19 protein-coding genes are annotated in these 23604 nt (G+C 69.7%); 8 read left to right on the forward strand and 11 right to left on the reverse strand.

Translation table 11 applies throughout. The features are described from left to right. Positions 1-30 precede the first annotated feature (30 nt). The 3 genes from OG609_RS33795 to OG609_RS33805 all read left to right on the forward strand — a co-directional run bounded on the left by OG609_RS33795 (position 31) and on the right by OG609_RS33805 (position 3628). Complete coding sequence (locus OG609_RS33795; protein WP_327276301.1) at positions 31-1464, forward strand: RsmB/NOP family class I SAM-dependent RNA methyltransferase; 1434 nt, start codon at positions 31-33, stop codon at positions 1462-1464. 299 nt (positions 1465-1763) lie between these two features. Further along, complete coding sequence (rpe, locus tag OG609_RS33800) at positions 1764-2447, forward strand: ribulose-phosphate 3-epimerase (RefSeq protein ID WP_327276302.1); 684 nt, start codon at positions 1764-1766, stop codon at positions 2445-2447. Positions 2448-2611: 164 nt separating this feature from the next. After that, the gene (locus tag OG609_RS33805) at positions 2612-3628 is read left to right on the forward strand and encodes a sugar-binding transcriptional regulator (RefSeq protein WP_093894494.1); all 1017 of its coding nucleotides are present in this window, start codon (positions 2612-2614) and stop codon (positions 3626-3628) included. 139 nt (positions 3629-3767) lie between these two features. Here OG609_RS33805 and OG609_RS33810 read toward each other — a convergent pair whose 3' ends face one another. After that, on the reverse strand, positions 3768-4790 hold the full coding sequence (locus OG609_RS33810; protein WP_327276303.1) for a terpene synthase family protein: 1023 nt from the start codon (positions 4788-4790) through the stop codon (positions 3768-3770). A 305-nt stretch (positions 4791-5095) separates the two neighbouring features. On the opposite strand from OG609_RS33810, the gene OG609_RS33815 reads away from it, so the two are divergent. The 5 genes from OG609_RS33815 (at position 5096) to OG609_RS33835 (ending at position 11625) form a co-directional block, all read left to right on the forward strand. Then, entirely contained in the window at positions 5096-6562 is a 1467-nt protein-coding gene (locus OG609_RS33815; protein ID WP_327276304.1) for a GuaB1 family IMP dehydrogenase-related protein, read from the forward strand. 197 nt (positions 6563-6759) lie between these two features. Then, positions 6760-8217 (forward strand): aldehyde dehydrogenase family protein, encoded by a 1458-nt coding sequence (locus tag OG609_RS33820; RefSeq protein ID WP_327276305.1) that lies wholly within the window; start codon positions 6760-6762, stop codon positions 8215-8217. 112 nt (positions 8218-8329) lie between these two features. Next, positions 8330-8785, forward strand: a complete 456-nt coding sequence (locus OG609_RS33825; RefSeq protein ID WP_114243475.1) for an Lrp/AsnC family transcriptional regulator — start codon at positions 8330-8332, stop codon at positions 8783-8785. Positions 8786-9072: 287 nt separating this feature from the next. After that, on the forward strand, positions 9073-9870 hold the full coding sequence (locus OG609_RS33830; RefSeq protein ID WP_327276306.1) for a carbon-nitrogen hydrolase family protein: 798 nt from the start codon (positions 9073-9075) through the stop codon (positions 9868-9870). A 48-nt stretch (positions 9871-9918) separates the two neighbouring features. Next, the gene (locus tag OG609_RS33835; RefSeq protein WP_189276001.1) at positions 9919-11625 is read left to right on the forward strand and encodes a flavin monoamine oxidase family protein; all 1707 of its coding nucleotides are present in this window, start codon (positions 9919-9921) and stop codon (positions 11623-11625) included. A gap of 17 nt (positions 11626-11642) precedes the next feature. Here the strand turns inward: OG609_RS33835 and OG609_RS33840 are convergent, their stop codons facing one another. The 10 genes from OG609_RS33840 to OG609_RS33885 form a co-directional block, all read right to left on the reverse strand. Then, entirely contained in the window at positions 11643-12491 is an 849-nt protein-coding gene (locus OG609_RS33840; RefSeq protein ID WP_327276307.1) for a fumarylacetoacetate hydrolase family protein, read from the reverse strand. A 79-nt stretch (positions 12492-12570) separates the two neighbouring features. After that, positions 12571-13593 (reverse strand): hydroxyacid dehydrogenase, encoded by a 1023-nt coding sequence (locus OG609_RS33845; protein ID WP_327276308.1) that lies wholly within the window; start codon positions 13591-13593, stop codon positions 12571-12573. Further along, positions 13577-14632, reverse strand: coding sequence for a dihydrodipicolinate synthase family protein (locus tag OG609_RS33850; protein WP_327276309.1), 1056 nt, complete (start codon positions 14630-14632; stop codon positions 13577-13579). The genes OG609_RS33845 and OG609_RS33850 overlap by 17 nt, the downstream gene beginning before the upstream one ends. An 8-nt stretch (positions 14633-14640) precedes the next feature. Continuing rightward, the gene (locus OG609_RS33855; protein WP_327276310.1) at positions 14641-15669 is read right to left on the reverse strand and encodes an NAD-dependent epimerase/dehydratase family protein; all 1029 of its coding nucleotides are present in this window, start codon (positions 15667-15669) and stop codon (positions 14641-14643) included. A gap of 6 nt (positions 15670-15675) precedes the next feature. After that, positions 15676-16623, reverse strand: coding sequence for a carbohydrate ABC transporter permease (locus OG609_RS33860; RefSeq protein ID WP_442818021.1), 948 nt, complete (start codon positions 16621-16623; stop codon positions 15676-15678). Between the two features lie 2 nt (positions 16624-16625). After that, complete coding sequence (locus OG609_RS33865; RefSeq protein ID WP_327276311.1) at positions 16626-17531, reverse strand: carbohydrate ABC transporter permease; 906 nt, start codon at positions 17529-17531, stop codon at positions 16626-16628. 109 nt (positions 17532-17640) lie between these two features. Further along, positions 17641-18897 carry an ABC transporter substrate-binding protein gene (locus OG609_RS33870; RefSeq protein ID WP_327276312.1) on the reverse strand — a complete coding sequence of 419 codons (1257 nt, stop codon included), beginning with the start codon at positions 18895-18897 and terminating at the stop codon, positions 17641-17643. Between the two features lie 47 nt (positions 18898-18944). Beyond that, positions 18945-20201 carry a Gfo/Idh/MocA family protein gene (locus OG609_RS33875; RefSeq protein WP_327276313.1) on the reverse strand — a complete coding sequence of 419 codons (1257 nt, stop codon included), beginning with the start codon at positions 20199-20201 and terminating at the stop codon, positions 18945-18947. Between the two features lie 96 nt (positions 20202-20297). Next, positions 20298-22448, reverse strand: a complete 2151-nt coding sequence (locus tag OG609_RS33880; protein ID WP_327276314.1) for a peptidase C14 — start codon at positions 22446-22448, stop codon at positions 20298-20300. A gap of 208 nt (positions 22449-22656) precedes the next feature. Next, positions 22657-23514, reverse strand: a complete 858-nt coding sequence (locus OG609_RS33885; protein ID WP_327276315.1) for an IclR family transcriptional regulator — start codon at positions 23512-23514, stop codon at positions 22657-22659. Positions 23515-23604: the final 90 nt, after the last annotated feature.

A 23604-nucleotide genomic window follows, 5' to 3' on the forward strand; every position in this document is an offset into this window, starting at 1 on the left:
CCCTCTCACCATCAGCGGAGCACCTTTCACGTGAACGACCAGCAGCGTCGCCGTCCCGCCAAGCCGCATCGCCGCCCCAAGAAGGACCCCGTCCGGTTCCTCGCCTTCGAAGCGCTCAGGGCCGTCGACGAACGCGATGCGTACGCCAACCTCGTCCTTCCTCCGCTGCTGAAGAAGGCCCGCGCCAAGGGAGACTTCGACAACAGGGACGCGGCGCTGGCGACCGAACTGGTCTACGGGACGCTGCGCCGCCAGGGGACGTACGACGCGATCGTCGCGGCCTGCATCGACCGGCCGCTGCGCGAAGTCGACCCGCCGGTCCTCGACGTGCTCAACATGGGCGTGCACCAGCTGCTCGGCACCCGTATCCCCACCCATGCGGCGGTCTCCGCCAGCGTGGAGCTGGCCCGTGTGGTGCTCGGCGAAGGGCGGGCCAAGTTCGTCAACGCCGTGCTTCGGAAGGTCTCCGCGGACGACCTCGACGGCTGGGTGGCGCGCGTCGCCCCGTCGTACGACGAGGACGCCGAGGACCACCTCGCGGTCGTGCACTCGCATCCGCGTTGGGTCGTGTCCGCGCTCTGGGACGCACTGGGCGGCGGCCGTGCCGGGATCGAGGACCTCCTCGAAGCGGACAACGAACGGCCCGAGGTCACCCTGGTCGCCCGCCCCGGCCGCTCCACCACCGACGAACTGCTCACCGCCCTCGGTGACGAGAACGGCCTGCCCGGCCGCTGGTCGCCCTATGCCGTACGGATGGCGGAGGGCGGCGAGCCCGGCGCGCTGACCGCCGTGCAGGAGGGCCGGGCCGGGGTCCAGGACGAGGGCAGCCAGCTGGTGGCCGCCGCCCTCGCCAACGCACCGCTGGAGGGCAGCGACACCCGGTGGCTCGACGGCTGTGCGGGGCCGGGCGGCAAGGCCGCCCTGCTCGGCGCACTCGCCGCCGGACGCGGTGCCGCCCTGCTCGCCGCCGAGAAGCAGCCGCACCGGGCCCGCCTCGTGGAGCGCGCGCTGGCCGGCAACCCCGGCCCCTACCAGGTGATCACCGCCGACGGAACCCGCCCGCCGTGGCAGCCCGGCACCTTCGACCGGATCCTGATGGACGTCCCGTGCTCGGGCCTCGGCGCGCTGCGCCGCCGCCCGGAGGCGCGCTGGCGGCGTCGCCCGGAGGACCTGGAGAGCTTCGCACCGCTGCAACGCGGTCTGCTGCGTGAGGCATTGAAGGCGGTGCGGGTCGGCGGCATCGTCGGTTACGCGACCTGCTCACCGCATCTCGCGGAGACCCGGGTCGTCGTCGAGGACGTGCTCAAGGGGCGTGGCGGCCCTCCGGTCGATGCGGAGTGGGTCGATGCCCGCCCGCTGATGCCGGGAGTGCCCGCGCTGGGCGACGGTCCCGACGTCCAGCTGTGGCCGCATCTGCACGGCACCGACGCGATGTACCTGGCACTGCTGCGCCGGACCGCCTGAGGCAGGCCGGGGCCGCGCAGGCCGGCAGGGCGGCCAGGGTCCGACGGCAGGTGCGACCGGGCACGGGTACCGGCCGCCCGTCGGATTCGGTGCCGGCCCGTCGGCAGAGGGCTCTCCGTCACTTGCCGGCAGTAGCCCACCGCCTCAGGGCCCCGTACCGCCCCCGAAGGGCCCGACGCGGGCTGAAACGCCCGTATCGCACGGCCGGGAGGCCTGCATTCCGCGAACTGTAATGATCCCGTGAGGCTTTGGCCCGCACCAGGGCGGGGAAGTGGCGCGGAACATGGCAGGCTTGGCACATGGCTCAGATCAACCCCAGCATCCTGTCCGCCGACTTCGCCCGTCTCGCCGAGGAGGCGAAGGCAGTCGAAGGTGCCGACTGGCTCCATGTCGATGTGATGGACAACCACTTTGTGCCCAATCTGACCCTCGGCGTGCCGATCGTGGAATCGCTGAGCCGGGCCACGGACACTCCGCTGGACTGCCATCTGATGATCGAGGACCCGGACCGCTGGGCGCCGCAGTACATCGAGGCGGGCGCCGGTTCCGTCACCTTCCATGTGGAGGCCGCGGCAGCCCCCGTACGGCTGGCGCGGGAGATCCGGGCCAAGGGCGCCCGTGCCTCCATGGCGCTCAAGCCCGCGACGCCCATCGAGCCGTACGAGGACCTGCTCCCCGAACTCGACATGCTGCTGATCATGACGGTGGAGCCGGGCTTCGGCGGCCAGGCTTTCCTGGACATCATGCTGCCGAAGATCCGCCGCACCCGTGAGCTGATCTCCAAGCACGGCCTCGAGCTGTGGCTCCAGATCGACGGCGGCGTCTCGGAGTCCACCATCGAGCGGTGCGCCGAGGCCGGTGCGGATGTCTTCGTCGCGGGTTCGGCGGTGTACGGGACCGAGGACCCGGCCGAAGCGGTGCGCGCCCTGCGCGCCAAGGCGGAAGCGGCCACCGCCTCGGCGGCCTGGGCGTGCCGCCACTGAGGCCGCAACCGGCGCCGGAACCCGCTCCTGCCCCCGATTGCAGGTCGGCCCGGCCAAGGGCAGATGAACGCGGTCCGACGGGACCGATCAAGGATCGCCGGATCTGACAGGATGAACGGCGTATCGAGAGTGTGAACAGCAGTGAGGAGATCGCGGTGTCTGCAATGTCGGCGGGACGGTCCGCCCTGCGGATGGGGCCCGCGGAGCTGGTGCAGGCGGCGGCCATGGCCCGCCGCTTCTACCTCGAAGGAAAGTCGAAGATCCAGATCGCCGAGGAGTTCGGCGTCAGCCGCTTCAAGGTGGCCCGGGTCCTGGAGACGGCTCTTGAGCGCGACCTCGTACGGATCGAGATCCGCGTCCCCGCGGAGCTGGACGCCGAGCGCTCCGACGCGCTCAGGGCCCGCTACGGTCTGCGTCACGCGGTCGTCGTCGAATCTCCGGCGGAGGAGCAGGACGACGCACCGGACCCGGAGAACCTGGGTGAGGTCGCGGCGGATCTCCTCGGAGAACTGGTGAACGAGGGCGATGTGCTCGGCCTGGCCTGGGGCCGGTCCACCATCCACATGGCGGCGGCGCTCGACCGGCTGCCGCCGTGCACGGTCGTGCAGCTCACCGGGGTGTACGACGCGGGGACGGCCGAGCGCGGCTCGGTCGAGGCGGTCCGGCGGGCCGCCCAGGTGGCCGGCGGTGAGGCCCACCCGATCTACGCGCCGATGCTGCTGCCCGACCCGGCCACGGCCGCCGCGCTGCGCCACCAGACCGGTATCGCCCGCGCCTTCGAGTACTTCGACAAGGTGACGGTCGCCGCGGTGTCCATCGGCTCCTGGGAGCCGGGCATCTCCACCGTCCACGACATGCTCACGGACGAGGAGCGGGCGCACTACGCGTCGCTCGGCGTCGCCGCCGAGATGTCCGCGCACCTCTTCGACACGGAGGGGCGGCGGGTCGGCCGGGACCTGGGGGAGCGGTGCATCACGGTCGAGGCCGACCGGCTGCGCCGGATCCCCGAGGTGGTGGCGATCGCGGGCGGCCAGCGGAAGGCTGCGGCGATCGGGGCGGTGCTGCGGTCCGGGCTCGTCACCAGCCTGGTGACGGACACGGCGGCGGCCGACTATCTGCTGACCGAGTCGCCGGCGCCGCGGCGGCCGGCGCTGGAACGGGCGGATCCGGACGGGGCCTGAGCGGGTGCCGGGGGCGGGCAGCGGTGGTCGCGGTGACCGTTGCCGTCGCCGCCCGGTGGCCGCTGTGTCCTCAACCGCCGGACGGGGTTGATTCTGCCGCCCGGCGATTGAGTGGGCCTTGACCGACGAGTCCGGTGGTTCAGTTCCGGGCCACGCCCAGGACCGTTGCCTCCAGGTACTCTTCCGGCTCCTCGTACTGGCTCACATCGGCCGGGTTGTAGCGGGGGGTCTGCCGTGACCAGTCCAGGTTGCCGCGCATCCAGCTCCGCATCCCGTCCAGGTACGGTGCGAGCATCCAGGACAGCTGGGGGTACGCGGCCAGCAGCTCGGCCTCGGCGGTGAGGAACCGCTCCGTCTCCGTGGCGATCTCCGCGCAGACGTGTTCGAGCGCCTGCTGCTTGCCGTAACCACGGTGGTGCCGGACCAGATGGACGAGATTGTGGATCTCGCCGAGCACCTGCTCCTTCTCGTAGGAGTACACGTCGTTGGCCCAGCACACGACATTGCACGACGCTTCCAGTGCGGCGATGAACCGGGAGTCGTTGTGGATCGACTCGGGAGCCTCGATCCCGGCCACGATCTCTATCAGGTCCATGCAGACATGTATCGCGCCGGTGTGGCGACGCTTGGCGATGTACGTCGCCTCGGACGGCACCACCCCTGCGGCCCGGTTCCCGGCCTCCCAGGTGGTGGCCGTCGTGAGATACGTGGTGAGGTGCCAGCCGAACCGGGTGCGCCAGTGCGCGGCCGCGGTCGGCGTCGTCCGCTCCCACAGATCGACCAGGGCGACCACGGCGGCGGGAAGGTCCTCGTCCGGCAGGGTGCCGGTACCGGTGCCCTCGATCACGGACCGCATCACCGCGACCACGTCCCGCACCCGCTCGGGGCTGCGGCCCAGGTGACCGTCGTCGAGCTGGTCGTCGACGAGAAACAGCCATACGAACCAGTCGGCGACGAGGTCGAGATTCTTGCCGTCGGCAGTCGGATACACCATGCCGACGAACGCTCCGAAGTCCGCTTGCTCGAAGCGCTCCCTGGCTGAATCCCGGTGTACCAGACCGGTGTTGCGGATCCAGCTGTCGAGGTGGACCCGGGTGTGCCCGACGTGCGGATTCGTCCGCTGGGGGAACGGGCAGTAGATGTCCGGCAGTTCGCTCTCCACGGGTGGGTCGTGATCCTCTCCGGTCGTACGTGTGACGGAAGTTGTGACCGTCCGCCAGTTCCTCCGGGGCGTAGTCGCGACCCACGGGACCTGCGGGTTTGAAGCTACCCGACCCCTTGTCATCGGGTCCAGGGAAGATGATCGCGAATGATTCGGATGCCGTACGGGTAGGGTCCGCAGGACAGGCAGGTTCTACTTGCCCGGACTCCCGCTCCGTTCCTTTGGGGGAACGTACGAACGCGGGGGCCGTTTGCTGTGTCTTCCTGGAAGCGACCTGCTCCGTTTCGTATGAAAAAATGAGCGTTATGCGTTTTCTTGAGCCCGGCACTGGTCGCTACACAGACTCCCCCTCGGTCCCGTACGACCTCACGTACGACGATGTCTTCATGGTTCCGGGCCGTTCGGCGGTCGGTTCCCGCCAGGGTGTCGACCTCTCCTCGCCGGACGGCAGCGGTACCACCATCCCGCTCGTCGTCGCGAACATGACGGCCATCGCGGGCCGCCGGATGGCTGAAACGATCGCCCGCCGCGGCGGGCTCGTCGTCATCCCTCAGGACATCCCGATCGACGTCGTCACCGATGTCGTCTCCTGGGTGAAAACGCGCCACCTCGTGCTCGACACGCCGATCGTGCTGGCCCCGGGCCAGACGGTCGCCGACGCACTGTCCCTGCTGCCGAAACGCGCGCACGGCGCGGGTGTCGTCGTCGACGAGGAGCAGCGGCCCCTCGGTGTCGTCACCGACCACGACCTCACCGGTGTCGACCGCTTCACCCAGCTCTCCGAGGTCATGTCCAGGGATCTGGTGCTGCTCGACGCGGACATCGACCCGCGCGACGCGTTCAACAAGCTCGACGGCGCCCACCGCAAGCTCGCCCCCGCGGTCGACGCGGACGGCCGGCTCGTCGGCATCCTCACCCGTAAGGCCGCACTGCGCGCCACTCTGTACACCCCCGCCACCGACGCGGCCGGCAAGCTGCGGATCGCCGCCGCCGTCGGGATCAACGGCGATGTGGCCGGCAAGGCCAAGCAGCTCCTCGACGCGGGCGTCGACACGCTTGTCGTGGATACTGCCCACGGCCACCAGGAGTCCATGATCAGCGCGGTCAGGGCCGTCCGGGCGCTCGACCCGCAGGTGCCGATCGTCGCGGGCAACATCGTCGCCGCCGAGGGTGTGCGCGACCTCATCGAGGCCGGCGCGGACATCATCAAGGTCGGTGTCGGCCCCGGCGCCATGTGCACCACCCGGATGATGACCGGTGTGGGCCGGCCGCAGTTCTCCGCCGTCCTGGAGTGTGCCGCCGAGGCGAAGAAATACGGCAAGCACGTCTGGGCGGACGGCGGCGTCCGTCACCCGCGCGATGTCGCCATGGCGCTCGCCGCGGGCGCGTCCAACGTGATGATCGGCTCATGGTTCGCCGGTACGTACGAGTCGCCGGGCGACCTCCAGCAGTCCGCCGACGGCCGCTTCTACAAGGAATCCTTCGGCATGGCGTCCGCGCGCGCCGTGAAGAACCGTACGTCGGACGAGTCGGCGTACGACCGGGCCCGCAAGGCGCTCTTCGAGGAGGGCATCTCCACCTCGCGGATGTTCCTCGACCCGGCCCGGCCCGGCGTCGAGGACCTGATCGACTCGATCATCGCGGGCGTCCGCTCCTCCTGCACCTATGCCGGCGCGGCCTCCCTGGAGGAGTTCGCCGAGAAGGCGGTCGTCGGGGTGCAGAGTGCCGCCGGTTACGCCGAGGGCAAGCCGCTGCACGCCAGCTGGAGTTGATTCCGAAGTACCGCAACACCGTTGCCCCTCACGGCCGTTCGTGCTGTGAGGGGCAACGGTGCTTCCGGGCGTCCTCGCATGGCTCGGGGATGTCCGATTCCGGCCCACGGATACCATGGTGAACCGCTCCAACCCCATTGAGATGTAAGTAATATGAAGCGCAATCAGCTGCCCGCCTCTCTGCGGTAAGGGATCTCATGTCCTTCTTCACCGACCTGGCCCATCAGTACATCGACGGAGAGTGGAGGCCGGGCAAGGGGTCCTGGGACATCATCGACTTCAATCCGTACAACGGGGAGAAGCTCGCCTCGATCACGGTCGCCACAGCTGACGAGGTGGACCAGGCGTACCGGTCCGCCGAGGCCGCCCAGCGGGCGTGGGGCGACACCAATCCGTACGCCCGCCGGCTGGTGCTGGAGCGGGCGCTGCGCGTCGTCGAGGAGCGCGAGCCGGAGATCAGCGACGCGATCGTCGCGGAACTGGGCGGTACCCGGCTGAAGGCGGCCTTCGAGCTGCATCTCGCCAAGGAGTTCCTGCGGGAGTCGATCCAGCTCGCGCTGCGGCCCTCCGGGCAGATACTGCCCTCGCCGACCGAGGGCAAGGAGAACCGCGTCTACCGGGTGCCCGTCGGTGTCGTGGGTGTCATCAGCCCCTTCAACTTCCCGTTCCTGCTGTCGCTGAAGTCGGTCGCCCCCGCCCTGGCGCTCGGCAATGCCGTGGTGCTCAAGCCGCACCAGAACACCCCGGTCTGCGGCGGCACGCTGGTGGCGAAGGTGTTCGAGGAGGCGGGGCTGCCGGCCGGGCTCCTGAACGTCGTGATCACCGACATCGCGGAGATCGGTGACGCACTGCTGGAGCACCCCATTCCGCAGGTCATCTCCTTCACCGGTTCGGACAAGGTGGGACGGCACGTCGCCACGGTCTGCGCGGCGAACCTCAAGCGCGCCGTGCTCGAACTCGGCGGCAACAGTGCGCTCATCGTCCTTGATGACGCCGATCTGGACTACGCCGTGGACGCGGCTGTCTTCAGCCGGTACGTGCACCAGGGTCAGGTCTGCATGGCCGCGAACCGGATCCTGGTCGACCGCTCGGTGGAGAAGGAATTCACCGAGAAGTTCGTCGCCAAGGTCGCTTCGCTGCGGGTGGGGGACCCGGCCGACCCGGAGACCCAGATCGGCCCGCTGATCAACTCCTCGCAGGCCGAGGCCATTTCATCGCTCGTCGACCAGACCGTCGAGGCCGGCGCGACGGCCCTGCTGCACGGCAGCGCCGACGGTAATCTGGTGAGCCCGTCCGTGCTGACCGGTCTGGCCGCGGATTCCCCCGTCCTGTCCCAGGAGATCTTCGGGCCGGTCGCGCTCCTCGTACCGTTCGACGGTGAGGACGAGGCGGTTCGGATCGCCAACGACACCCCGTACGGTCTGAGCGGCGCGGTGCACACCGGCAACATCGAGCGCGGCGTACGGATCGGGCAGCGGATCCACACCGGCATGATCCACATCAACGACGGCACGGTCCACGACGAGCCCATCGTCCCGTTCGGCGGCGAGAAGAGCTCCGGCCTCGGCCGGCTGAACGGCGAGTCGATGATCGAGGCCTTCACCACCCAGAAGTGGATCTCGGTGCAGCACGGCCGTTCGCAGTTCCCGTTCTGACCGGTCACCGGATGCGGTGAGCGCGCCCGGCGGGGCGGGGCCATGGTCTACTTCGGGGGCGGCACCCTGCCGCCCCCGACGCCGGCCATCGCAGAGAAGTGAACCGCCCGAAGTGCGCCTGAACGACCTCGACGAACGCATCGTCCACGCCCTCGCCGAAGACGCCCGGCGCTCCTACGCGGACATCGGCGCGCTCATCGGCCTGTCCGCCCCCGCCGTGAAACGCCGCGTGGACCGGCTGCGCGCCGAGGGCGCGATCACCGGCTTCACGGTGCGGGTGGACCCGGCGGCGCTGGGGTGGGAGACCGAGGGGTTCATCGAGATCTACTGCAGCCGCAATACGTCGCCGGAGGCGATCAAGCAGGGGCTTGCGCGGTATCCGGAGATCGCGTCGGCCTCCACGGTGACGGGGGAGGCCGACGCGATTGTGCAGGTCTTCGCCGCGGACATGCGCCACTTCGAGCAGGTGCTCGAGCGGATTGCGGGCGAGCCGTATGTGGAGCGGACGAAGTCCGTGCTCGTGCTGTCGCCGTTGCTGCGGCGGTACTCGTCAGGGTCGCCGGAGTAGGGCGCCGGGCTCGTCCGGCGGCCGACCTGTCCTCAATCGCCGGACGGGCCGGACGGCTACCGGGCGGCCGGTGATGCCCGGGCTGCGGATCTTCGACGAGGCGTCCAACTGAGACCTGTGTCACCTGCTTGACCTGCAAAGACGTCGAGCGCAATGAATCGCCGCCCCAGGCCGTCGGCGCGCAATGGATCGACGGTGTACGCGCAACGGTCGCGCCTTGTCCGGTCCGAGTGGCGGACCGTACCGTCTATACGTCCCCGCCCCGCTCGCACCGCCCGAGGTCAGCCATGCCGCCGTTGCGTACCGCCCTGCTCCAGAGCTCCGGACGACCCGGGCATGTGGACGAGAACATCAAGGTGCTCGACGCAGCCGCACGGCGGGCGGCGGACGCCGGGGTTCGGCTTCTCGTCTGTCCCGAGCTGTTCCTGACCGGGTACGCGATCGGGGCCGACGTGCCCCGGCTGGCCGAGCCGGCGGACGGGCCTTGTGCCCGGGCCGTCGCCGAGATCGCCGCACGGCACGGGCTCGCGGTCCTCTACGGCTACCCGGAGCGCGCGGGCGAGCAGATCTTCAACGCCGCGCAGCTCATCGGGCCGGACGGGTCGGCGCTCGCGAACTACCGCAAGACCCATTTGTTCGGCTGCTTCGAGCAGGAGTGGTTCACCCCGGGCGAGCAGTCCGTCGTCCAGGCCGAGCTGGACGGCGTACGCATCGGGATCATGATCTGCTACGACGTCGAGTTCCCGGAGAACGTCCGCTCGCACGCACTCGCGGGCACCGATCTGCTGCTGGTGCCCACCGCGCAGATGCACCCCTTCCAGTTCGTCGCCGAGTCCGTCGTACCGGTCCGCGCATTCGAGAGCCAGATGTACGTGGCGTACGTCAACAGGACTGGCCCGGAAGGCGAGTTCGAGTTCGTCGGGCTGAGCTGCCTGGCCGGTCCCGACGGCACCGTCCGCACCCGCGCCGGACGCGGCGAGGAACTGGTCATCGGTGAGGTCGACCCCGAGTTCCTGAGCGCGTCGCGCGCCGCCAACCCGTATCTGAACGACCGCCGCCCCGGTCTGTACGGCTCCCTCGTCTGAGCCCGCCACCCCTCGTTCCACCTTTTCCGTGCAAGGAGTCCGTACCCCATGACGTCCACGGTGCCCAACGCCGTCCAGCACACCGACGCGGCTGAGCCGATCACCATGTTCGGGCCGGACTTCCCCTATGCGTACGACGACTTCCTGGCGCACCCCGCGGGGATCGGGCAGATACCGGCGACCGAGCACGGCACCGAGGTCGCCGTCATCGGTGGCGGGCTCTCCGGCATCGTGGCCGCGTACGAGCTGATGAAGATGGGGCTCAAGCCCGTCGTCTACGAAGCGGACGAGATCGGCGGCCGGCTGCGCACTGTCGGATTCGACGGCTGCGATCCGGAACTCACCGCGGAGATGGGCGCGATGCGCTTCCCGCCGTCCTCCACCGCTCTCCAGCACTACATCGATCTGGTCGGCCTGGAGACGAAGCCGTTCCCCAACCCGCTCTCCCCGGCCACCCCGTCGACCGTTGTCGACCTCAAGGGCGAGTCGCACTACGCGCGGACCATCGCCGATCTGCCGCAGGTCTACCGCGACGTGATGGACGCCTGGAACCGGTGTCTGGACGAGGGCGCGGACTTCTCCGACATGAATCGCGCGATGCGCGAACGCGATGTGCCCCGCATCCGGGAGATCTGGGCGAAGCTCGTTCAGAAGCTCGACAACCAGACCTTCTACGGATTCCTCTGCGACTCGGACGCCTTCAAGTCGTTCCGGCACCGTGAGATCTTCGGCCAGGTCGGCTTCGGTACCGGCGGCTGGGACACCGACTTCCCCAACTCCATCCTGGAGATCCTGCGCGTCGTCTACACCGAGGCGGACGACCACCACCGGGGCATCGTCGGCGGCAGCCAGCAGCTCCCGCTGCGGCTCTGGGACCGCGAACCGCAGAAGATCGTCCACTGGCCGCTCGGCACGTCACTGTCCTCGCTGCACAATGGCGAGCCGCGCCCCGCCGTGACCAGGCTGAACCGCACCGCTGGAAACCGGATCACCGTCACCGACGTCACCGGTGACATACGCACCTACCCCGCCGCGATCTTCACCGGGCAGTCCTGGCTGCTGCTCTCGAAGATCGACTGCGACGACGCGCTCTTCCCGATCGACCACTGGACGGCGATGGAGCGCACCCACTACATGGAGTCGTCCAAGCTCTTCGTGCCCGTCGACCGGCCGTTCTGGCTGGACAAGGCCGTCGACGACAGGGGGGTGCCGACGGGGCGGGACACCATGTCGATGACGCTCACCGACCGGATGACCCGGGGGACGTACCTGCTGGACGACGGCCCCGACCGGCCCGCCGTCATCTGTCTCTCGTACACCTGGTGCGACGACAGTCTGAAGTGGCTGCCGCTCTCCCCGAACGAGCGTATGGACGTCATGCTCAAGTCGCTCGGCGAGATCTATCCGGACGTCGACATCAGGAAGCACATCATCGGCAACCCGGTGACCGTCTCCTGGGAGAACGAGCCGTGGTTCATGGGGGCGTTCAAGGCCAATCTGCCGGGCCACTACCGCTACCAGCGGCGGCTGTTCACCCACTTCATGCAGGACCGGCTGCCCGCCGACCGCCGGGGTCTGTTCCTCGCGGGCGACGACATCTCCTGGACGGCCGGATGGGCTGAGGGCGCCGTACAGACCGCGCTCAACGCCGTGTGGGGTGTGATGACCCGGTTCGGCGGCGCGACCGATGCGACGAACCCCGGCCCCGGCGACGTCTTCGACGACATCGCCCCGGTCGAACTCCCGGAGGACTGAGACGCCTTGCGGCCTCGTTACGCGGGCCGGCAGACGCTGCGCTGCCGGCCGAGGCCCGAGATCTCGACCTCCATCACGTCGTCCGGGCCCAGGTAGGGGAAGCGGCCGGACAGCGCCACACCCTGCGGAGTACCGGTGTTGATGATGTCGCCGGGCTCCAGCACCAGATACTGCGACAGATGGTGCACCAGATGCGCCACGCTGAAGATCATGTCCGCGGTGCTGGAGTCCTGCCTCGGCTCCCCGTTGACATAGCTGCGCAGCCGCAGCTGCTGCGGGTCACCGACCTCGTCGGCCGTCACCAGCACCGGCCCCAGCGGGTTGAACGTGGCGCAGCTCTTGCCCTTGGACCACTGGCCGCCCGACTGCTCCAGCTGGAAGGCGCGCTCGGAGACGTCGTTGCTGACGGCGTAGCCCGCGATGTGTGCGGCGGCGTCGGCGGGAGAGTCCAGGTAGGAGGCGCGACGGCCGATGACGACGGCCAGCTCCACCTCCCAGTCGGTCTTCTTCGAACCGCGCGGGATCAGCACGTCGTCGTACGGGCCGACGACGGTGTTCGGCGACTTGTAGAAGAGGATCGGCTGCTCGGGCGGCTCGGCACCCGACTCCGCCGCGTGCGCCGCGTAGTTCTGGCCGATGCAGAGCAGCGCGGAGGGCCGGGCCACGGGCGCACCGATCCGCTGACCGGTGATGTCGATCTCCGGGAGCACCGGCTCGGCGGGCACCAGATGCGGATTGTCTGCGAGCGCGGCGAGGAACGCGCCGTCGATGTCGTCGGTGATGCCGGACAGGTCGTAGTGACGGCCCTCGGGGCAGACGAGGACCGGGCGCTCGTGGCCCGGCTCGCCGATGCGCATCAGTCGCATGACGGGTGAACTCTCCTGACAAGTATGGGGGTTGGGTAGGGATCAGGGCCTCCCTCCGGTCCTGATCCGCCGCGCAGTGCTAGTGCAGACGGGTGAGGGCGTCGGCGGTGACCGCGTGGACCGGGGGGCGTCCGGCGAGCAGTCGCAGCACCTCGTTGACGGCGCTCATTCCGAGCCGCTGCCGGCACTCGACGCTGCCCGCTGCCTGGTGCGGGGTGAGCAGCACATTCGGCAGCGAGCGGAAGGGGTGGCCGGCGGGCAGCGGCTCGGCGTCGAAGACATCGATCGCCGCGTCCAGCCGGCCCGATGTCAGCTCGGCGAGGAGCGCGTCCTCGTCGACCAGCCACGACCTGGCGGTGTTCACCAGGCCCGCCCCGTCCGGCATCAGCGCCAGCTGTTCGGCGCCGATCATCCTGTGGGTCTCCTCGGTGACCGGCGCGTGCACGGCCACGATCCTGCTGCGCGACAGCAGAGTCCGAAGCGGTACGGACTTGACGCCGAGCGCCTCGGCGTCCGCATCGGAGAGGTACGGGTCGGTGACGCTGACCCGCGCCCCCATCGCCCGCACCAGGGCGATGTAGGCACGTCCGGTGCGGGAGGCGCCGATCACGCCGATGTCGCTGCCACGGATCTCGTGGCGGGGCGGGGCCTCGCTCGCCGCCGCCCACTCCTGCCCGCCGCGCAGGGCGTGGTCGAAGCGCTGGATGCGGTGGAGCAGCGAAAGCGTGAACGCGAGAGCCACCTCGGCGACCGGGCGGGCCATCTCGTCGCCCGCCTGGGTGACCAGAATGCCCCGCCGGAACACCTCCTCGGTGACATAGGGCGCGACCGCCGAACCGGTGTGCGCCACCAGCTCCAACCGGTCGGCCGATGCGAGGAGTCCGGCGTCCACCTTGGGCGCCCGCCATGAGGTGATCAGCGCGCGGGCGCCGGGCAGCGCCGCGGCCACCGCCGCCCGGTCGGAGTGGTCGTCCAGGACCGTCAGCTCCGCCGCGCGCTCCAGCTCCCGCCACACCTCGGCGGTGAAGAACTGGGCCCGCAGGCCCGGCGGAACGGCGACGACCACCCGCGGGAGGTCGGCAGGATCAGGAGAGCCAGGCATCGAGGTGCTCCGCAACGAAGGCGTCATCGGTCAGCCAAGGGTAGGCCGCGGCCACCCGGCTGATCTCCTCCGTCTGCCCGGGGGAGAGCGTCTCGGCCGGGTCCAGGCACCTGATGTTGGCCAACAGGCCCTGGCGGTGCAGCACCTCGTGCACCCCGGCGATGCAGCCGCGGAAAGCACCGCGCACATCGAAGACCGCGCTGTTGGCATCGGTCAGCTCGGAGCGACGCGCCAGGCAGCGCACCATCGCCTCATGGTCCCCGCCGCGCGCCTTACGGATGTCGTCCAGGAGCGTCACGGCGGAGCTCGTCCACACGGCCCACTGGCCGAGGAGGCCACCCGCGAACCAGCGCGGTGTGCCGCCCGCCGTCTCGTACGGGGTGAGCAGATCACCGATGATGTCGTCGTCGTTGCCCGTGTACAGCGCCACCTCGTCGGCGCGGTCCGCAGCGGCCACCGCCCGTACGACATCGGCGGTGCGGTACCGGTCGAACGGGGCGATCTTCACCGCGACCGTGTTCGGCAGATCGGTGAACGCGGACCAGAAGCCCGGCGACAGGTACCGTCCGCCGACGGCCTCCTGGAGATAGAAGCCGATCACCGGCAGCACCTCGCCGACCGCCCGCGCCCGCTCCAGCAGACCCTTCTCGTCCGCACCGGGCACGGCCGGGCTGAGCAGCACCGCGTCATAGCCGAGCTCGGCGGCGGCCTCGGCCTCGGCGACGGCCTGCGCCGTGTATCCGCAGGCACCGGCGACCTTGATGAACGGCCGGCCGGCCTCGGCGTCGATCGTCTCGGCGGCGAGCTCCAGAACCGGCCGGAACAGACCGACCTCCGGCTCGCGGATCTCGAACTGGGTGGTGTGTACGGCGACGGCGACCCCGCCCGCGCCCGAGGCGAGGTAGTAGCGGGTCAGCGCACGCTGTCGGCGCTCGTCGAAGGAGCCGTCGGCGTGCAGGGCGAGCGGATGAGCGGGGATCACGGCGCCGCGGGCGAGTGCGTCCAGGGCCGGGGTGGACAGGAGGGAGGGAGTGGACATGGAGTGGATCAGAACCTTCCGTCACGGACCTGGAACTTGGTGGGCTTGCCGGACAGCGGCAGCCCGCGGCGCAGCCAGTCGGCCTGCCACTCGACGAGGGTGCGCAGAGCGACATCCGGGTACCCGAAGAGAGCATGGCAGCGGCTCGCGTCGGAGAGCAGCGCGGTGGGCGCCTCCTCGCCCGCGAAGACCGGCTCCCGGTCGAACTCCTCGCCGAACCACTGGGCGATGCGGCGCACCGAAGCGGTCTCCGGACCCGTGAGGTTGAGGGTGAACGCCTCGCCGTCGGTGGCGTGCAGCAGGGCACGCAGGGCGACCTCATTGGCGTACCCCTGCCACACCACATTGGCGTGACCGGTCGTCACATCGACGGGCTCACCCGCCTGTACGCGGTACGCGATGTCGGCGAGGACGCCGTAGCGCAGATCGACCGCGTAGTTGAGGCGGATGTTGGCGACCCTGGTGCCACGGGTCAGCGCCGCATGGCCGAAGATCCGCTCACGGCCGAGGCACGACATGGCGTACTCGCCGACCGGGCCGACCGGGTCGGACTCGGTGCAGCCGCCCGAGGAGACCGGCACCAGCGGATACACATTGCCGGTGGAGAACGCGGCGATCCGCGATCCCGACCAGCGGCGCGCCACCCGGTCCGGCATCGCGGCGTTCACCGCCCAGGCGTGCGAAGGCGCCCCGGCGGAGCCGAACTTGGCGCCGACCATGAAGACGACATTCCCGGCGTCCGGCAGCTCGGCCGGGTCGGCGGCCGGGTCCATCAGGTCGAAGGCGACGGTGGAGACCCCGGCGGCCTCCAGCTCGTCGGCTGCGGACTTGTCCGACCAGCGGGAGACCGCGTACACGGTCACATCCGTACGGCCCGCGGCGTCCAGCGTCCGGCGGGCCAGCCGGCACAGGCTGGGGCCCATCTTGCCGCCGGCGCCGAGCACCAGCAGATCGCCTTCGAGGCGGCCGAGGTCGGCGACGAGCGCGGGGGAGGGGGTGGCGAGCCGCTCTTCGAGAGCGGCCTCATCGGTGAACATTCTCAGCTATCCCTTGATTCCGGACGCGGCGACGCCCTCGGTGAAGTAGCGCTGGCCCACCATGTACGCGGCGAAGATGGGCACGAACGCGATGACGGAGCCGGAGAGCACCACATTGAGCGGCACGTTCTGCTGCTGGAGCGAGGCGATGCCGACGGTCAGGGTGCGCATGTCGGTGGACTGGCCGATGACCAGCGGCCACAGGAAGTCGTTCCAGTGCCACAGGAAGACGAAGACACCGAGCGTGGCGAGGATCGGCTTGAGCAGCGGCAGCACGATGCGGGAGAAGATCTGCCACTCGTTGCAGCCGTCCAGCCGGGCGGCCTCGAAGAGTTCGTCCGGCAGTCCCTGGATGAACTGGCGCATCAGGAAGACCGCCTGGGCATTGGCGAGGGTCGGCACGATCAGACCCCAGTAGGTGTCCACGCCGCCCAGCTTCGCGATCATCGCGAAGGTGGGGATCATCGTGACGTGGTACGGGACCATCACCATCGACAGGAACGACCAGAACATCGTCTCCCGGCCAGGGAAGCGCTTCTTGGCGAAGGCGTACCCGGCGAGCGAGGCGAGCAGCAGCACGCCGACGACCGAGACGACCGAGTAGAGCAGGGTGTTGACCAGCCAGCGCGGCACGTCCTGGGAGTTCATGACGGTGTCGTACGCCTCGCCGGTCAGCGGCCAGGGCAGCAGACTGCCGGGGAACTCGACTGCCGCGGCGGGCTTCAGCGAGAGCACGACCATCGCGTAGAACGGGAAGATCGTGACGATCGCGGCCACGGTCAGCAGGACGGCGCGGCTGATCCGGCCGGCCCGGGTGGGCCGCATGCCGTGCGGGACGGTGTCCTGCTCCGAGAGCTTGCGCAGCTTGCGCTCGGCCCGGCGCGCGGCCCGGTCGGGCGTCGCGGGAGCCGTGTCCGCGGGCGGGGTCCTGGTCTCTACGGGTGCTGCGGTCATGGTCACTGGTCCTTCCCGATCACGAGCCGCTGGATCACCGCGACCACCACGGTCAGCGCGAAGAGCGCGACGCCGATGGCGGAGGCGTAACCCAGGTCGAAGTACTTGAAGCCCGCGTCGTAGAGCTGGAAGACGAGCGTGTAGCTGGCGTTGGCGGGGCCGCCGCCGGTCATGGTGTAGACCGCGTCGAAGACCTGGAACGAGGCCGTCGTCTCGATCACGGCGAGGAAGAACAGGGCGGGCTTGAGCTGCGGCAGCACGATGTACCGGAAGCGCTGCCAGGGGCCCGCGCCGTCGGTGAGGGCCGCCTCCTCCAGCTCCCGCGGGATGTCCTGCATCCGGGCCAGCAGGATGAGCATCCCGTACCCGAACCGGGACCAGACGCCGACGATCGCGAGCGCGGGCAGCACCAGCACGTCGTCGGAGAGCCAGGAGCCCTCGGACATCCCGAACCAGCCCATCAGGGTGGACCACGGGCCGCCGGTCGAGAAGATCCAGACGAACACGGTGGCGGCCAGCACCAGTGAGGTGACGACCGGCAGGAAGAACACCGAACGGAAGAACTTGGCGCCGCGGAACGCGCGGCGGGTGATCAGGGCCAGGGACACCGACGCGATCAGCGTGCCCGGCACGGCGAGCACGGTGTAGAGGACGGTGACCTTCAGCGCCTGCCAGAACAGCGGGTCGTCCCACAGGCGAGTGAAGTTGTCCAGCCCGACGAACCTGCCGCCGCCGGTCAGGGAGTAGTCGGTGAAGCTCATCAGTACACCGGCGATGCCGGGACCGAACCGGAAGGCCAGGAAGAGCAGGAAGCACGGCAGGACGAAGAGCAGGCCGATCCGGGCCTCGCGGCGCGCCTGCGGCCCGCTGCGACGGCCCCGGCGGGTGGGTTCCGCGACGACTGCCACGGGGATCTCCTTGCGGTACGGGGGAATTGCGGGGGACCGGGGGAGCGTGCTCCCCCGGAGGGCTCGGGGCCGGGGTCCGGGTGCGGCCGGACCCCGGCCCCGCATGTGATCAGCGGCCGAGCATCGCCTGCGCGGCCTTCTGCGCGGCGTTCAGCGCCTCCTGCGGGCTCTTCTTGCCCAGCAGCGCCGCCTGGATCTCCGGCGCCAGCACGCCCTGGACCTCACGGGCCTTGTCCTGGAGCGGGCCCACGGTCATGCTCGGCAGCGTCGCGCCGACCGCCGTCTGCAACGCGTCGCCGGGGTACAGGTCGCCGCCGGACTTGCGGGCCGGGAAGTAGCCTGCTTCCTTCTCCAGACCGGCCGCGTTCTTCGACTCGGCGACGAAGTTCAGCCAGTCGCCGGTGTTCTTCTTGTCGGCGCCCTTCAGCATTGACAGGGCGCCCACGGTGCCGTAGCCGACCGATTCGGCGTCCTTCAGCGGCGGCTGGACGACGACGTTCTCCTTGCCCCAGAACGGCTCGACGTCCGCCGGGGTGTTCTGCCAGGTACAGGCGATCTTGCCCTTGGCGGTCGGGGTCTGTTCCAGCTTGGGCGTGGTGGTGACCAGGTCCTTGTCGGTGTAGCCGCCGTCGACGAGCTCCTTCAGGTACGTCAGGGCCTTGACGCCCGCCGCGTCGTTGAAGGTGACGGTCTTGCCGTCCTCGGAGAAGACGTCCCCGCCGGCCTGCCACAGCAGCGGGTAGAAGGTCATGTTGAGGGTCTGCTGGGTGTCGCCGTAGTAAGTGGTGGCGTAGTAACCCTTCTTCTTCAGCTTCGGGGCCAGCGCCTGAAGGTCCGCCCAGCTCGTCGGGTAGTTCTTCTCGCCGATCGCGGCGAACACCCGCTTGTCGCAGATCAGCGGGTTGGCGCTGGTCAGGATCGGCGTGGCGAGCACCTTGCCGTCGACCGTGACGGACTTCAGCGCGAAGTCCGTGTAGTCCGACTTGGCGTCGGCCGGCATGTAGTCGTCGGCCGGGACGATGCTCTTGGCGTACTTCGGCAGCTGGTCCGGGATCAGGTAGACCGCGTCCGGGCCCTTGCCGGAGGCGATCGCGGTGGCCAGCGCGGTGTCGCGGTTGGCCCACGGGAAGGTCTCCACCTTCACCTTGACGCCCGAGTGCTCCTTCTCGAACGCCTTGACCAGGCCGTCCCAGTACGCCTTGTTCTTGGCCTCGTCGAAGATGACCGGGTAGGTCCACATGGTGACGGTGTTGTCGTCGCTGCCGCTGCCGGAACAGCCGGCCAGCACACCGGCGGCGAGCGCGGTGGCGAGGACGGGGGCGGCGACGGCACGCACTCTGGAACGGCGGGTGAGGAGACGGGACATGAGGTGGTCCTCCGAGGACGTGAGGGTGGGGCGGGGGAGAGGGGGTGTCACTTGGCCGGCACCGTCTGGACGGTGCCGGTGTGCCGGGCGCGTTCGGCGGCGAACGCCGCGAGATGGCTGCCGAGCGAGGTGGCGGGACCGGAGCGGACAGCCCCGGCGTCACCGGTGGCGACGGCGGTGACGAACGCCTCGACGAGCGCGGCGTCCCCGCCGCCGTGCCCGTCGGCCGCGTTCGAACCGGAGGCGCCGATTTCATGGACGGTGCTCCCGCCGGTCCGGAAGTCCTGCACGGTGACCCGCTCACCGTCACCGATCAGCCAGCCGTGCGAGCCGAAGATCCGGGTCTGCCGATGCGTCTGCTCGGTGAACGCCACCATCTGGAAGGTCGCGGTCACCCCGTCCGTCAGCTGCATCGCCAGCACCTGGTGGTCGACCACGTCGTTGTCGCTGCGGTATGCGCAGACGCCGTACGGTCCCTCGCGCAGCGCCTGCACGAGCCCGGCCTCGTCGGACGCCTCGGTGACATGGGTGACCGGCCAGACCGCGCCCTTCTCGCGCAGCGTCGGCATGTACAACTTCAGTGCGCTGTACGGGCAGCCGGACTCGACCGCACAGTCGAGACAGCGGTCGGCGGACCCGGCCGGAGCGTTCTCGGGCCGGAAGTGCTTCAGCCCGCCGAAACCGGTGACCTGTTCGATCCGTCCGCCCATGACATACGTGATCCAGTCCAGGTCGTGGCAGGACTTGGCGAGCAGCATCGGGGAGGAGTCCTTCTCGCTGCGCCACGGCCCGCGCACATAACTGTGGGCGTAGTGCCACCAGCCGACCGGCTCCAGATGGTCGAGGGAGACCAGCTGACCGAGCACGCCGGAGTCCACGACCTCCTTCACCAGGTCGGTGTAGGGGGTGTATCGCATGACATGGCACACCGCGAAGAGGACCCCGGCCCGCTCCACACCCTCGACGATCCGCCGGGTCTCGTCCTCGGTCGGGGCGAGGGGCTTCTCGGCGAGGATCGCGTATCCGGCCTCGGCCAGGGCCAGCACCGGCTCCACATGGAAACGGTCCTGGGTGGCGACGATGACGGCGTCGGCGATGCGGTTCTCGGCCAGCGGCCGCCAGTCGTCGAACTCGACGGGTGCACCGGCGGCGGCCCGCGCCGCGGGGCGCGGATCGGCGACGGCGACGAGTTCGGCGCGCTCGGGGTGCGCCTTGATCCACTCGGCGTACGTCAGACCGCGGTTGCCGGCGCCGACGAGCGCGACCCGTATGGGCCGGCCGGTGATCGGGGTATGCGTGGACACGGGGAATCCCTGGTGCTCGATGGGTTGGGGTCTTTCGTTTGGATCAGGCCGGACCCCGCGAGCCCGGCATGATCCAAGCGAGCGGTCCCAAGGTGGTCAGAAGCGCAGCGTGGCGGCGGTGTGGGCGACGCGGCCGCCCTCGTCCGGCAGCGCGGTGCGCTCGGTGCCGTCCTCGACGCAGCCGGTGTGCAGCAGATGGCTGGAGTTGCCGCTGAACGCCGCCGGCCGCAGTTCGAGCCGGCCGCCGGTGAAGGTGGAGCCGGTGGCCCGGTAGCGGTTGGGGCCCTCGGTGACCAGCACATGGGCGGTGCCCTCGGGGGCGGTCGAGTCGAGGCCGGTGAGCTGCCAGTCGACGGTCCGTCCGGAGCCGGTACGGGCCAGCAGGGCGCCGTCCTTGTTGGTGCCGGTCAGGCGCGTTCCGTCGATGCGCAGCCGCTGGTTCTTCGCCGAGGTCAACTTGAGGCCGGTGTCACGGAGTTCGCCGCCGAGGACGGTGATGTCGGTGTGTGCGAGCGAGACCGGGGCGGTGTCTTTGGAGCCGGTCAGGGCGCACTGGTCCAGGACGAGCGGACCGGTGCCGTTGAAGACCGCGCCGTCGACGCCCTTCAGCGTGCTGCGCTGAAGGGTCAGCGGGACGGTGACATTGGCCTGGGTTATCTCCGCGCCCGCCGCGAAGGCGAACGAGGAGTCGGCGATCACATTGGGGCGGGCGGACAGGTCCGAGGCCCGGGAGACGATCAGCGGACCGGTGGCCGTACAGCCGCGCATCTGCACCCCGTCGGCGTTGACCCAGAGCATTCCCGAGCCGGCCAGGGACTTCTTGCCGATGACCAGTACGTCTTCCAGCGTCAGATCGGTGATCTTGACGCGGGCCACGAACCAGGAGCAGGCGTGCCTGCGTACCGTGATCCGCTTGGCCCTGCCGCCCCACGCTGCACCGGAGTTGGCGAAGGTCATCAGGCCGGAGTTGCCGGTGTAGACGAGGTCGTGCTCGAACTGCCCGTGCGTCACGAACGGGCCTTCGTCGTCACCGTCGCCGTGGCAGTTGGTGACATAGCAGTAGGCGGAGGCCGTGAAGTCGTTGAGATGACGGGCGTTGGAGGTGTGGCAGTCCTCGACGTGCCCGTACAGGCAGTAGATCTGCTGGGTGAGGTATCCGGCGCCGCCGTATGTGACGGACTTGGGGTTGGTCAGCGAGCACTGCTCGGTGCGGTAGTACGTGCACCAGCGGCGCATCACCACCGGCCAGAAGGTGCCGATGGCCTCGATTCCGGAGACGTCGCAGCGCACCGCGTACTCGTATGCGACCGGGTGCGAGCCGGTCATTTCGTCCTCGCCCCAGCCCTCGAAGACGAGGTTGCGGACGTGTGCGCGGTCGACGGGCTCGATCCGGGTCCAGGTGAGGGTGCGGCCGGCGGCCAGGTCCCAGCCGATCTGGTAGTTGACCCGGATGTGCGTCGGGTCGACGACATCGGTGACCTGGACGAGACGCTGGATCTCCTTCTCGTACTTCCCCGACAGGGCGTTGATCTCCACGGCCCACCACTGGCCGACTGAGAACTTCGCCGAGTCGCCGACCTCGAAGAGATCCGAGAGATCCGGCATCGCCGCGCTCAGGGTGTGCTGGACGGTGGTGTCGGTGACGGTGCCGCGGAAGGAGAGGACGGCGCCGAAGGGGTTGTCGTGGGTGTTCTTCTCGATGCCTTCGGTGCGCATGTGGTGGCCGCCGAAGTCGAGTTCGATGTGGGAGCGGTTCCAGAGGTGGCGTTTGGTGAAGAGGAGGTCGGTGTGGGCCTCGATGCGGTGGACGCTGTTGTCGGCGATCATCGCGTCGAGGGCGGCGTCGGCGGGTTCTTCGGCGTCGAAGTGGCCGAAGGTGCGGAAGTCGAGGGTTCCGGTGTGGAGCTGGAGCCAGCGGCCGGTCCTGTTGGCGGTGGGTGCGATGACCGTTCCGCCGTTGTGCGCGGCGTCGGACTTGTGGTCCCAGCGCACGGCCATCGCACCGCCGTCGCCGGGGGCGTGGTAGCCGGCGACCAGGATCTGGGTGCCGTCGTCGAGCGGCTTGGTGTTCAGCGCGCGCAGCTCGGCGACCGTGTGGACACGCAGCACATCGCCTGCGTGCGACGGTGCGGCCTGCGCCGAGCCGGAAGCCACGGCCGAACCGGCCATGACCAGACCGGCCAGCCCCGAAGCCCGCAACAGACTACGACGGGACGAAACGGAGGTGTGTGGGTGCGGAACGCTCATGCGGACTTCGCCTTCCGAGAAGTGCCGAAAATGAGGGAGCGTTCCTGCGGTGGACTGCCATGAGGCGGATGGCTGAAAAAGGTCCGGCCGTCGGATGTTCACGACGCGGTGGGCAGGCGTCGGAAGCGGACCGGAAGGGGTAAATCGCCGGTGACGAACGGGCGTCACTGCGGTTGGCAGGGAACCTACGGCGGGTTACGCCGATTGGTCAAGACCCGAATCCGTCGGAATGTGATGTGCCGGTGTCGGATGTGTCGTCCTCCGCGTCGTCGACCCAGCCCAGCGAGACGCTGATTCGCCGCGCCGCATCCCGTACCTGGCCGCCCAGTTCTTGGTAGCGCCAGGCCGGCAGGCCGAGCTTGAGGCCGGTGATGGAGATGGCTCCGGCGCACACCGAGCGGTCGTCGAAGACCGGCGCGCCGATGCAGATGATGCCCTCGGCGTCCTCCTCGTCGTCCAGGGCGTAGCCGACCCGGGCGATGTCGCGCAGATGCGACAGGAAGGTGGCCGGGTCGGTGATCGTGCGGGACGTACGACGGGGCAGCCCGAACCGCTCGACGACCGCGGCGGCCTCGCTCTGCGGCACGGCGGAGAGCAGCGCCTTGCCCAGGCCCGTGCAGTGCGGCAGTTCGCGCTGCCCCATCCGCAGATCGAGCCGGACGCGCTGGTCGAGCTCGACCTGGTCCACGACGACCGCATGGCCGTCCTCGGGCACGGCGAGCCTGGACGCCATGCCGGTGGTCCGGGTGAGCTCGCGCAGGACGGGGTGGGCGACTCCGCGCAGGGACACCTGGGAGCGGGCCCGGTCGCCGAGCCGGGCCAGGCTCATGCCGAGCCGGTAGCGGCGGTTCATGCCTTCGCCGTCGTCCGAGACGAGGCCGTAGGCACGCAGGGTCTGGAGCATGCCGAAGGCGGCGCTCTTGGAGATGGAGCAGGCCTGGCCGACCTCCGTGACGCTCAGGCCGTTCCCCTGCGCGGGGGCGGCGAGCGCTTCGAGGATGTCCGCTGCCCTGGCCACGCTCTTGACCCAGTACTTCGGTTCTTCTGGGGCAGCACTGTTCGTCATAGCAGAACAGCCTAGTGCCTCCAGGGGGCCAGGTTGCGCTTTTCTGTGAAGAAAGCCTGGGAATGGGCCTCCTGGTGTCCGAAAAGGGGT

This window comes from Streptomyces sp. NBC_01224 (assembly GCF_036002945.1).
GTDB lineage: Bacteria > Actinomycetota > Actinomycetes > Streptomycetales > Streptomycetaceae > Streptomyces.

Excerpts from the sequence above, each read along its gene's own strand:
- rpe (WP_327276302.1), top strand. The coding sequence starts at position 1,764 with ATGGCTCAGATCAACCCCAGCATCCTGTCCGCCGACTTCGCCCGTCTC.
- OG609_RS33805 (WP_093894494.1), top strand. The coding sequence starts at position 2,612 with ATGTCGGCGGGACGGTCCGCCCTGCGGATGGGGCCCGCGGAGCTGGTG.
- OG609_RS33815 (WP_327276304.1), top strand. The coding sequence starts at position 5,096 with ATGCGTTTTCTTGAGCCCGGCACTGGTCGCTACACAGACTCCCCCTCG.
- OG609_RS33820 (WP_327276305.1), top strand. The coding sequence starts at position 6,760 with ATGTCCTTCTTCACCGACCTGGCCCATCAGTACATCGACGGAGAGTGG.
- OG609_RS33830 (WP_327276306.1), top strand. The coding sequence starts at position 9,073 with ATGCCGCCGTTGCGTACCGCCCTGCTCCAGAGCTCCGGACGACCCGGG.
- OG609_RS33835 (WP_189276001.1), top strand. The coding sequence starts at position 9,919 with ATGACGTCCACGGTGCCCAACGCCGTCCAGCACACCGACGCGGCTGAG.
- OG609_RS33840 (WP_327276307.1), bottom strand. The coding sequence starts at position 12,491 with ATGCGACTGATGCGCATCGGCGAGCCGGGCCACGAGCGCCCGGTCCTC.
- OG609_RS33845 (WP_327276308.1), bottom strand. The coding sequence starts at position 13,593 with ATGCCTGGCTCTCCTGATCCTGCCGACCTCCCGCGGGTGGTCGTCGCC.
- OG609_RS33850 (WP_327276309.1), bottom strand. The coding sequence starts at position 14,632 with ATGTCCACTCCCTCCCTCCTGTCCACCCCGGCCCTGGACGCACTCGCC.
- OG609_RS33855 (WP_327276310.1), bottom strand. The coding sequence starts at position 15,669 with ATGTTCACCGATGAGGCCGCTCTCGAAGAGCGGCTCGCCACCCCCTCC.
- OG609_RS33860 (WP_442818021.1), bottom strand. The coding sequence starts at position 16,623 with ATGACCGCAGCACCCGTAGAGACCAGGACCCCGCCCGCGGACACGGCT.
- OG609_RS33870 (WP_327276312.1), bottom strand. The coding sequence starts at position 18,897 with ATGTCCCGTCTCCTCACCCGCCGTTCCAGAGTGCGTGCCGTCGCCGCC.
- OG609_RS33880 (WP_327276314.1), bottom strand. The coding sequence starts at position 22,448 with ATGAGCGTTCCGCACCCACACACCTCCGTTTCGTCCCGTCGTAGTCTG.
- OG609_RS33885 (WP_327276315.1), bottom strand. The coding sequence starts at position 23,514 with ATGACGAACAGTGCTGCCCCAGAAGAACCGAAGTACTGGGTCAAGAGC.